11 protein-coding genes are annotated in these 10,174 nt (G+C 72.8%); 7 read left to right on the top strand and 4 right to left on the bottom strand.

Going from position 1 to position 10,174, the window contains the following annotated elements:
- The first annotated feature begins 30 nt into the window (after positions 1–30).
- Positions 31–1,098 (top strand): histidinol-phosphate transaminase, encoded by a 1,068-nt coding sequence (gene hisC, locus VGD85_RS16295; RefSeq protein WP_331064487.1) that lies wholly within the window; start codon positions 31–33, stop codon positions 1,096–1,098.
- Here the strand turns inward: hisC and VGD85_RS16300 are convergent.
- Positions 1,074–2,384 (bottom strand): MFS transporter, encoded by a 1,311-nt coding sequence (locus VGD85_RS16300; RefSeq protein WP_331064488.1) that lies wholly within the window; start codon positions 2,382–2,384, stop codon positions 1,074–1,076. The two genes, hisC and VGD85_RS16300, sit on opposite strands and share 25 nt — an antisense overlap.
- Positions 2,384–2,965, bottom strand: a complete 582-nt coding sequence (locus VGD85_RS16305) for an ArsR/SmtB family transcription factor (protein WP_331064489.1) — start codon at positions 2,963–2,965, stop codon at positions 2,384–2,386. Before VGD85_RS16305 ends, VGD85_RS16300 begins: the two co-directional genes overlap by 1 nt.
- A gap of 176 nt (positions 2,966–3,141) precedes the next feature.
- On the opposite strand from VGD85_RS16305, the gene VGD85_RS16310 reads away from it, so the two are divergent.
- The gene (locus VGD85_RS16310) at positions 3,142–4,377 is read left to right on the top strand and encodes a glycoside hydrolase family 3 N-terminal domain-containing protein (protein ID WP_331064490.1); all 1,236 of its coding nucleotides are present in this window, start codon (positions 3,142–3,144) and stop codon (positions 4,375–4,377) included.
- A gap of 12 nt (positions 4,378–4,389) precedes the next feature.
- Here the strand turns inward: VGD85_RS16310 and VGD85_RS16315 are convergent, their stop codons facing one another.
- Positions 4,390–5,085 (bottom strand): class I SAM-dependent methyltransferase, encoded by a 696-nt coding sequence (locus tag VGD85_RS16315; RefSeq protein ID WP_331064491.1) that lies wholly within the window; start codon positions 5,083–5,085, stop codon positions 4,390–4,392.
- Between the two features lie 68 nt (positions 5,086–5,153).
- Between VGD85_RS16315 and VGD85_RS16320 the strand changes: the two genes are divergently transcribed.
- On the top strand, positions 5,154–6,122 hold the full coding sequence (locus VGD85_RS16320) for a glutathione S-transferase C-terminal domain-containing protein (protein WP_331064492.1): 969 nt from the start codon (positions 5,154–5,156) through the stop codon (positions 6,120–6,122).
- Between the two features lie 3 nt (positions 6,123–6,125).
- Here the strand turns inward: VGD85_RS16320 and VGD85_RS16325 are convergent, their stop codons facing one another.
- Positions 6,126–6,413 carry a DUF1905 domain-containing protein gene (locus tag VGD85_RS16325; RefSeq protein ID WP_331064493.1) on the bottom strand — a complete coding sequence of 96 codons (288 nt, stop codon included), beginning with the start codon at positions 6,411–6,413 and terminating at the stop codon, positions 6,126–6,128.
- Between the two features lie 65 nt (positions 6,414–6,478).
- On the opposite strand from VGD85_RS16325, the gene VGD85_RS16330 reads away from it, so the two are divergent.
- The 4 genes from VGD85_RS16330 to VGD85_RS16345 form a co-directional block, all read left to right on the top strand.
- Positions 6,479–7,393, top strand: a complete 915-nt coding sequence (locus tag VGD85_RS16330) for a cation diffusion facilitator family transporter (protein WP_331064494.1) — start codon at positions 6,479–6,481, stop codon at positions 7,391–7,393.
- A 276-nt stretch (positions 7,394–7,669) separates the two neighbouring features.
- The gene (pdhA, locus tag VGD85_RS16335) at positions 7,670–8,749 is read left to right on the top strand and encodes a pyruvate dehydrogenase (acetyl-transferring) E1 component subunit alpha (protein ID WP_331064497.1); all 1,080 of its coding nucleotides are present in this window, start codon (positions 7,670–7,672) and stop codon (positions 8,747–8,749) included.
- Positions 8,749–9,732, top strand: a complete 984-nt coding sequence (locus VGD85_RS16340; RefSeq protein WP_331064495.1) for an alpha-ketoacid dehydrogenase subunit beta — start codon at positions 8,749–8,751, stop codon at positions 9,730–9,732. The genes pdhA and VGD85_RS16340 overlap by 1 nt, the downstream gene beginning before the upstream one ends.
- Positions 9,733–9,743: 11 nt before the next feature.
- The coding region (locus VGD85_RS16345; protein ID WP_331064496.1) for a biotin/lipoyl-containing protein at positions 9,744–10,174 on the top strand (431 nt) is incomplete at its 3' end.

Raw genomic sequence — 10,174 nt, forward strand, 5'->3', positions numbered from 1 at the left:
GCTGAGACGGGCCTCACTAGGGTGGCCCCCATGACCAGCCCCCAGCCCCGGCCCAACGTCGCGGAGATCCCGCCGTACGTCGCCGGCAAGCCGCCGACGGTCCGACCCGGGATGACGTCGTACAAGCTGTCCAGCAACGAGAACCCCTACCCGCCGCTGCCCGGGGTCGTCGAGGCCGTCCGGGCCGGCGTCGAGGCGATGAACCGCTACCCCGACATGGGCAGCGTCGCGCTCTACGAGGCGCTGGCATCCACCTTCGAGGTGCCCACCGACCACCTGTCGGTCGCGACCGGCTCGGTCGGGCTGATCTACCAGCTGGTGCAGGCGTTCTGCGCCCCCGGCGACGAGGTCGTGTTCGCGTGGCGCTCGTTCGAGGCCTACCCGATCGCGGTGACCGCCGCCGCGGCGACGGCCGTGAAGGTGCCGGTGCTGCCCGACGGCCGCCACGACCTCGACGCGATGGCCGCCGCCGTCACCGACCGCACCAAGGTCGTGCTGGTCTGCACGCCCAACAACCCCACGGGGCCCGCGGTCACCCAGGCCGAGCTCGACGCGTTCCTGGCGAAGGTCCCGCCGCACGTGCTCGTGGTCGTCGACGAGGCCTACCTGGAGTTCGTGCGGATGGCCGACCCGGTCGACGGGCTCGCGACCTACCGCGTCCGCGACAACGTCGTGCTCACCCGCACGTTCTCCAAGGCCTACGGACTGGCGGGCTTCCGGGTCGGGTACGCCGTCGCGCCGGCCCCGATCGCGGCCGCGCTGCGTGCGGTGTCGCTGCCGTTCGGCGTCTCGACGGTCGCGCAGCTGGCGGCGATCGCGTCGCTGGAGCGTCGCGCCGAGCTGCTCGAGCGCGTGGACGCCCTGGTCGCCGAGCGCACCCGCGTCGTCGCCGGGCTGCGCGAGGCGGGCTGGGACGTGCCCGACGCGCAAGGCAACTTCGTCTGGTTCGAGCTCGGCGACCGCACGGCCGACTTCGCCGCGGCCGCGGACGAGGCCGGCATCGTGGTGCGTCCGTTCGCGGGCGAGGGGGCGCGGGTCTCGATCGGCGAGACCGAGGCCAACGACCGGCTGGTTCAGGTCGCCGCGGCCTTCTCCTGATCCGGCTCCCGATCCGGCTCCCGTGCCGGCTCGCCGCCCAGCTCCACCGGTCGGCGCTCGTCGATCTCGCGCCAGCGCGGGTCGACCGCGGGCAGCATCGTGACGACCAGGTACGCCGCGCCGGCGGCCAGGAGCGTCACCGGCAGCCCGACGCCGGAGACCAGCAGGCCCCCGACCATGCCGCCCAGCGGCATCAGCGCGAAGCACATCGCGGTGGTCAGCGAGGAGACCCGGCCCATCAGCGGCGCGGGGATGCGCTCGAAGATCACCGCCCCCAGCACGGGGTTGATGAAGCCGGCCGCGAAGCCGCTCACGGCGACCACCCCGACCAGCAGCCACAGCGGGGCGTCCAGGGCGAACACGGCGTACCTCGGCGCCCCGCAGATCAAGAACGCGACCAGGTAGGTGCGATAGCGCGAGAGCCGGGCGGCCCAGGTCGCCGCGCACACCGAGCCGAGCGCCGAGGCGCCTGAGAACACCGCGAAGACCAGGCCGATCGCACCGGCCCCGCGGCCGGCGTCGACCGCCCAGACCGGGACCAGCACGGTCGAGTACGCCGCGTCCAGGAGGTTGGTGAGCGCCACCATGCCGGTGATGCCGAGCAGCACCCGGTCGCGGCGCAGGAAGTCCCAGCCCTCGCGCAGCCGGCGCACGTAGCCGTCACCGGCCTCGCCCTCCTCCGCGGGCGCTGGGGCCGGGGCCGGCAGCGTGCGGGTCGACCACGCCAGCACGAGCGCGGAGAACCCGAAGCTGGCGGCGTCGACGACGAGTGCGTTGGTCGCGCCGAGCGTGGCGACCAGGGCGCCCGCCAGGCCGGCGCCCAGCATCGAGCTGGCGCGCTCGACGGTGCCGGCCAGGCCGGTGACGCGCTCCATCGGCACGCGGGCGTGCTCGACGATCACCGGCACGAGTGCCTGCTTGGCGGCGTCGCCCGGTCCGCGCAGGGCGCCCGCGACCGCGACCAGCCCGAGCAGGGCGGGGAACGACAGCACACCCGCCTCGTGCAGCGCCGGGATGGCGCCGACCACGCCGAGGCTGCCGAGGTCGCAGCCGATGCTCACCCGCCGGGCGCCGATGCGGTCGATCACCGGGCCGCCGAGCACCTTGAGCAGCACCATCGGCAGCATCTCGAACAACGCGACCAGGCCGGTCTTGGTCGCCGAGCCGGTGGTGGTCAGCACCAGGAACGGCAGTGCGATCATCGACACGCGGGTGCCGGCGAGCGAGACCGCCTCGGCGGTCAGCCAGCCGTACAGCGGACGCCGGGTGGTCCTGGTCCTGCTCATCACGACCAGACCTTCCCTGGGTAGGGGAACGCCGAGATCTGCACGACGTACGGCGCCGCGGCGTCCTCCCCCTCGTCCTCCCCCTCGGCCTCTTCCTCGACCCCGCCCATCTCGGTGACCAGGTGCTCGACGAGGCGCCGGGCCCGCGCGGGGGTCAGCCGCAGCACCCAGTCGGAGTAGGTCGTGGTCTCCCGCCACTCCTCGGGCAGCACCGCCAGCTCCTCCACCGAGCGCTGGAGCAGGTCGGTCATCACGACCACCACCGACTGCAGGTAGGCGTCCATCGTGTCGCGCTCCTCGACGGTGTCGCCGCTGCCGGTGTCGGTCGTGGTGTAGCGGTGCGCCGCGCGCCACCACCGCTCACGGCCGTTGCCCCGCTCGGCGTCGTCGACGACGAACCCGCGCTGGGCCAGCTGGCGCAGGTGGTAGGACGTCGCGCCGGTGTTGAGCCCGAGCCGGGTCGCCAGCGTGGTGGCGGTCGCGGGCCCGTCGATGCGCAGCATGCCGAGGATCCGCACCCGCACCGGGTGGGTCAGCGCCTTGAGCTGCTCGGGTGTCGGGGTGATCGAGGTGAGGTTCACGTCGTCACCCTAGGACTGCAAAGGTTCATTTGCAAACAGTTCTTTGCGGTCCTAGGAGGCCGTGCGCCGTCCCGCTTCCCTGTAACGCCGTGTTAACCGCTGTTCCGAGGATGTTGCAGCGGGGCGGGAAGGGTGGGTAAACGGGCGTTACAGCCGGAGGGGTAGCGTGCGGGCGCGTGCCGTCGCCGACCCGTCTCGTCCAGCTCGTCGTGGCCGCGACGCTCGCCAGCGGCCTGCTCGTCCCGGCCGCCGGCTCGGCCCACGCTCCGGTCGCGGCACCGGTCGATGCTCCGGTCGATGGGCCGGCGCAGGCTCCGGCCCCGGCTCCGGCCCCGGCTCCGGTCGTCGTGCCGACGGAGCGACAGGGGCGTACGCCGGCCGCGGTGCTGGACCGGATGAGCCTGCGCCAGCGCGTCGGGCAGCTGTTCGTGGTCGGCACCCCGGCCGATCGGGTGGACCGGCGGACCCGCGCGCAGATCGGACGGCTCCACGTCGGCAACGTGATGCTCACCGGCCGCAGCTACGGCGGGGTCCGGCCGCCGGCGCGGGTGGCGCGGACGCTGCGCGCCGAGGTCGACGCGGACTCGACCGCCCAGGTCCGGCTGTTCGTGGCCACCGACCAGGAGGGCGGGCTGGTCCGGGTCCTGCAGGGGCCGGGCCTCGCCCCGATCCCCTCGGCGCTCGCGCAGGGGCGCTGGGAGCCGCACCGGCTGCGCCGCGCCGCAACCACCTGGGCCGGGCAGCTGCGCCGCGCCGGGGTGAACCTGAACCTGGCGCCAGTGGCCGACACCGTGCCGAGCCGCGCGGCCGCCCGCGACAACCCGCCGATCGGGCGCTACGACCGCGAGTTCGGCTTCACGACCAAGGTCGTCGCCCGGCACGCGGTCGCGTTCGCGCGCGGCATGGCCGACGGCGGCGTCGTACCCACCGTCAAGCACTTCCCGGGCCTGGGCCGGGTCCGGGCCAACCCCGACACGACGGCCGGCGTCACCGACCGGGTGACGACCCGGCACGACCGCTACCTCGCGCCGTTCCGGGCGGCGATCGACGCGGGCGTCCCGGTGGTGATGATGTCGACCGCGACCTACCAGCGCCTGGACCGGCGCAACCCCGCGGCATTCTCGCGGTTCGTGATCGGCACGATGCTGCGCCGCGACCTCGGCTTCACCGGCGTCGTGGTCTCCGACGACCTCGCCCGCGCCCGCCAGGTCGCCCACATCCCGCCGGGGCGCCGGGCGGTGCGCTTCCTCGCCGCGGGCGGCGACCTCGTGCTCAGCGTCGACCCCGGCCCGGTGCCGCAGATGTACGCCGCGGTCCTCGCCCGCGCCCGGTCGCACGACGGGTTCAAGGCCCTGGTCGACGCCGCCACGCTGCGGGTGCTGCGCGCCAAGCAGGCCCACGGACTGCTCTGAGCTCGGCGAGGCTCAGAGCGCCTCGAGGTCGAAGAACAAGAACCCTAGGAACTGCTGCCCGGCCCGCAGGCCCGGCGGCAGGACCTCGGCGGGCGTGTCGGGGTCGGCCGGCGGCTCGTGGATCCCGACGACCCGGAACCCCGCCTGCGCGAACGACTCCGTCATGAGGCTCAGGGGCCGGTGGAAGAACGTGAGGTCCACCGTGGTGCCGGCGAAGTCGTAGTCCTCGGTGTACTCGGTGATCGCGAAGTACTCCAGATCCGGGTGCACGATGGGGAAGGCACTCGGGTGGTTGACCGACACGAGCAGGCGACCGCCCGGGGTGAGCACGCGGTGCAGTTCGGTCAACGGGCCCGACCAGTCGCGCAGGTAGTGCAGCACCAGCGAGGCGACCACCGTGTCGAAGGTGCCGTGCTCCCACGGCAGCGGCTCGCTCAGATCGTGGACCCGCAGGTCCGCCTCGGGCAGACCGCGCCGGGCGATCGCGATCATCGCGGCGCTGACGTCGAAGCCGGTGACGTCGGCGCCCCGCTGCGTCAGCTCCCGCGTGGTGGGACCGGAGCCGCACCCGGCGTCGAGGATCCGCTGCCCGCTCACGTCGCCCAACAGCCGCAGGATCGCGGGCCTCTCGTACCACGCGTTGAAGAACCCCTGCGCGTTCGCCACGGCATAGGCCTCGGCCCACTGGTCGTAGTCGCTCTGCGTCATGCCGCCCACCCTGCCAGCGACGCGTGCGGCGCCGGTTCCGCCTTGCCCGTCCTTCGTAGGCTGGCGAGATGGCGAGCGACTCGGGCAGCGGCGGCTACCTCACGTCCGGTGAGTACGACCGGGACATGACCTACATCCCCGACCGGATCACCCGCGACGGGCGCCGGCCCGAGCACGGGCCGGTCGAGGGCGAGCTGTGGCCGGCCGAGCCGGGCCGCTACCGGCTCGTCGCCGCGAAGGCGTGCCCGTGGGCGACGCGGTCGATCATCGTGCGGCAGCTGCTCGGCCTGGAGGACGTGATCTCGCTCGGCCTCTGCGGTCCCACGCACGACGAGCGCAGCTGGACCTTCGACCTCGACCCCGGCGGCCGCGACCCGGTGCTCGGCATCGAGCGGCTGCAGCAGGCCTACCTCGCCCGGTTCCCCGACTACCAGCGCGGCATCACGGTGCCCGCGGTTGTGGACGTCGCGTCGGGCGGCGTCGTCACCAACGACTTCCCGTGGATCACCCACGACCTGTTCTTCGAGTGGCGCGACCACCACCGCCCGGACGCTCCGGACCTGTGGCCCGACGACGTCCGCGAGGAGATGGAGGAGGTGATGGAGCGGGTCTTCACCGACGTCAACAACGGCGTCTACCAGTGCGGGTTCGCGGGTGCGCAGGACGCCTACGAGGAGGCCTACGACCGACTCTGGGCGGCGATGGACTGGCTGGAGGAGCGGCTCACCGACCGGCGCTACCTGATGGGCGAGTCGATCACCGAGGCCGACGTACGTCTCTTCACGACGCTGGCGCGCTTCGACGCCGTCTACCACGGCCACTTCAAGTGCAACCGCAACAAGCTCACCGAGATGCCGGCGCTGTGGGGCTACGCCCGCGACCTGTTCCAGACCCCGGCGTTCGGCGACAACACCGACTTCGACCAGATCAAGGCGCACTACTACGTCGTCCAGGACGACATCAACCCCTCCCAGGTGGTCCCGCAAGGCCCCGACGATGAGGTCTGGCTGACCCCACACGGGCGCGAGCGGCTGTGAGGCTCACACGTCCACGGTGAGCCGGACCGTGACCTCCTGGCCGAGCTCGAGCCCCTCCGCGCGGCGCACCTTGTCCTTGAGCGGCACGACGTAGCCGCCGTCCTTCGGCCACAGCGACGTGGTCCACCGGGTCGCGCCGACCTCGACGGCGACCGGGATCATCCCCCAGCCGTAGGTCACCGCCGCCGCGGTCTCGGCGAGCTGCTCGCACTCGTCCTCGGGCACGCTGACGAAGTGGTACGGCGCGGGGCCGCGCCACTCCCAGATCACGCCGTCGAACTCGAGCTCCACGCCGCCCAGGCTAGACGCGTGCTCGACTCGGAGGCCGCCGTCGCCTGCTTGCCACAATGGGCGGCATGGGCCACGACCACGACCACGCGGCCGGCCGGGCGGCCGACCGCGGCCGGCTGCGGGTGGTCCTCGCGGTCACGGTCACGGTCATGGCGCTCGAGGTCGTGGGCGCGCTGGTCACGGGCTCGCTGGCGTTGCTCGCCGACGCCGGGCACATGGCCACCGACGCGGCGGCCGTCGTGCTGGCGCTGGGGGCGTCGTACGTCGCCGCCCGCGGCGGCGGTCCGCGCTCGACGTTCGGGCTGCACCGCGCGGAGATCCTCGCCGCGCTCGTCAACGCGCTGGCACTGCTGGTCGTCTGCGGCTACCTGGCCTGGGCCGGCATCTCCCGGCTCGCCGACCCCAGCGAGGTCGACGCCGGCCCGATGGTCGCCTTCGCCGCGGTCGGGCTCGTGGCCAACGCGGTGTCGCTGGCGATCCTCAACCGCTCCGACACCGGCTCGCTCAACCTGCGCGGCGCGCTCAACGAGGTGTTCGCCGACCTGGTCGGCTCCGTGCTCGCGGTCCTCGCCGGCGTGCTGATCTGGGCCTGGGGCCTCGACCGGGCCGACCCGATCGCCTCGCTGGTGATCGCGGTGCTGATCCTGCCGCGGTCGATCGTGCTGCTGCGCGACTCGGCGGCCATCCTGCTCGAGGTGGCTCCGCGGGACCTCGACCTCGACGACGTACGCCGCCACCTCCTCGAGGCCCCCGGCGTCGTCGACGTCCACGACCTGCACGCGTGGACGATCAACAGCGGCATGCCGAGCCTGTCCGCCCACGTGACCGTCACCGACGAGGTGCTCGCCGAGATCGGGGTCGGCGGGGTGCTGGACCGGCTCTGCGAGTGCGCCGGCGAGCACTTCGACCTGCGGCACTCGACGTTCCAGGTCGAGCCCGTGTCGCACCGTGCCCACGAGGATCTCGGCGACGTGCACTGAACCACCCGGGTGGGATTGGCGACCCCGACGATGGCTTCGGTAGGTTGAGGGGGCACGATTGTGTTCCGGGTCACAGGGCGCACCACCCCCGCGTCCCGCGTCCGGAGCGACCCAGCTTGACCGGCCTCGGCACGCGGAGACCCCGTACCGCCGACGACTCGAAGGAGAGCGCACGTGACCCAGCAGGCAGCGGGGGGCAGCCCCGGCACCACCCCGGGCTTCGGCCCGGACCTCGCCGAGGTCTTCGGCCCCTCCCATCAGGACGGCGGACCCGAGCTGGTCCAGCTGCTCACCCCCGAGGGCGAGCGGGTCGAGCACCCCGACTTCTCCTTCGACCTCGGCGACGACGCCATCCTCGGCTTCTACCGCGACATGGTGCTCACCCGTCGCATCGACACCGAGGCGACCGCGCTGCAGCGCCACGGCGAGCTCGGCATCTGGGCCCAGCTGCTCGGCCAGGAGGCCGCGCAGATCGGCGCCGGCCGCGCGCTGCGCCCCCAGGACTTCGTCTTCCCGACCTACCGCGAGCACGGCGTCGCCTGGTGCCGCGGCATCGACCCCCTCGACCTGCTCGGCCTGTTCCGCGGTGTCGACCAGGGCTCGTGGGACCCGAAGGAGAACAACTTCGGGCTCTACACGATCGTGATCGGCGCCCAGACCCTGCACGCCACCGGCTACGCGATGGGCATGCAGCGCGACGGCGTCGTCGGCACCGGCGACCCCGACCGCGACGCCGCCGTGGTCGCGCACTTCGGTGACGGTGCCTCCTCGCAGGGCGACGTCAACGAGTCGTTCGTCTTCGCCGCGTCCTACAACGCGCCGGTCGTGTTCTTCTGCCAGAACAACCAGTGGGCGATCTCCGAGCCGTTCGAGCGGCAGAGCCGGATCCCGCTCTACCAGCGGGCTCTCGGCTTCGGCTTCCCCGGCGTCCGCGTCGACGGCAACGACGTGCTCGCGACGTACGCCGTCACCAAGGCGGCCCTCGACCGGGCCCGCGACGGCCAGGGCCCGACGTTCGTCGAGGCCTACACCTACCGGATGGGCGCGCACACCACGACCGACGACCCGACCCGCTACCGGCTCTCCGACGACCTGGAGCGGTGGAAGCTCAAGGACCCGATCGCCCGTGTGGAGGCCTACCTGCGCCGCAACGGTGTCGCCGACGAGGCGTTCTTCGCCGGCGTGCAGCAGGAGGCCGACGACCTCGGCGCCCACCTGCGCGAGGGCTGCAAGGCGCTGCCGGACCCGACGCCGCTGAGCATCTTCGACCACGTCTACACCGAGATCACCGACGAGCTCGAACAGCAGCGCGAGGCGTTCGACGCCTACCTTGCCAGTTTCGAGGGGGCGCACTGATGACCACCACCAAGATCACCCTCGCCAAGGGCCTCAACATGGGGCTGCGCAAGGCGATGGAGGACGACCCCAAGGTCCTGCTCATGGGCGAGGACGTCGGCAAGCTCGGCGGCGTCTTCCGGATCACCGACGGGCTGCAGAAGGACTTCGGCGAGGACCGGGTCATCGACTCGCCGCTGGCCGAGTCCGGCATCGTCGGCACCGCCGTGGGCCTCGCGCTGCGCGGCTACCGGCCGGTGGTCGAGATCCAGTTCGACGGGTTCGTCTACCCGGCGTACGACCAGATCGTCTGCCAGGTCGCGAAGATGACGTTCCGCAGCCAGGGCAAGTCCCGGATGCCGATGGTCATCCGCATCCCCTACGGCGGCGGCATCGGCGCGGTCGAGCACCACAGCGAGTCGCCGGAGGCGCAGTTCGCGCACACGCCCGGCCTCAAGGTCGTGACGTGCTCCAACCCGGTCGACGGCTACTGGATGATCCAGCAGGCCATCGCCAGCGACGACCCGGTGATCTTCCTGGAGCCCAAGCGCCAGTACCACGCCGACAAGGCCGACCTCGACGACACCGCCACCCCCGACCCGCTGTTCGCCTCGCGGGTCGCCCGGCGCGGCACCGACGTCACCGTGCTCGCCTACGGCCCGACCGTGAAGACCGCGATGGCGGCGGCCGAGGCGGCCGCGACCGAGGGCAAGTCGCTGGAGGTCATCGACCTGCGGACGCTCTCGCCGCTGGACATGGCGCCGGTCTACGAGTCCGTACGCCGCACCGGCCGCGCCGTCACCGTCCACGAGGCCCACGTCAACCTGGGCCTGGGCGCCGAGCTCGCGTCTCGCATCACCGAGCAGTGCTTCTACTCCCTGGAGGCGCCGGTGCTGCGGGTCGGGGCGTTCGACACGCCCTATCCCGCGTCGCGGATCGAGGAGGACTACCTCCCCGACCTGGACCGGGTGCTGGACGCCGTCGACCGCTCGCTCGAGTTCTGAGGAGGGCCCGCGTGGCCGAGTACAAGCTGCCCGACGTCGGCGAGGGTCTGACCGAGGCGGAGATCGTGAAGTGGCACGTCGCCGTGGGCGACGTGGTGGAGATCAACCAGGTCGTGGTCGAGATCGAGACCGCGAAGTCGATCGTGGAGCTGCCCTCGCCGTACGCCGGCACGGTCAGCGCGATCCTCGTCCCCGAGGGCGAGACGGTGCCGGTCGGCACCCCGATCATCGCGATCGGCGACGAGGCCGAGCCCGCCGTCGCACCGGCGGCGCCGGCCTCCGACGCACCGGCCGAGATCGACCTGTCCAACCCGGCCGCCTCCGGCGGTGGCGAGGGCGAGAGCCTGGTGGGCCGCAACAAGGCCGACCGCGGCCCGGTCCGCCGGGCCCGGCGCGTGGCGTCGGGCGCGATGGCGGCGCACATGCAGGCCCAGGCGGCGTT

The organism is Nocardioides sp. (assembly GCF_036401255.1).
GTDB lineage: Bacteria > Actinomycetota > Actinomycetes > Propionibacteriales > Nocardioidaceae > Nocardioides.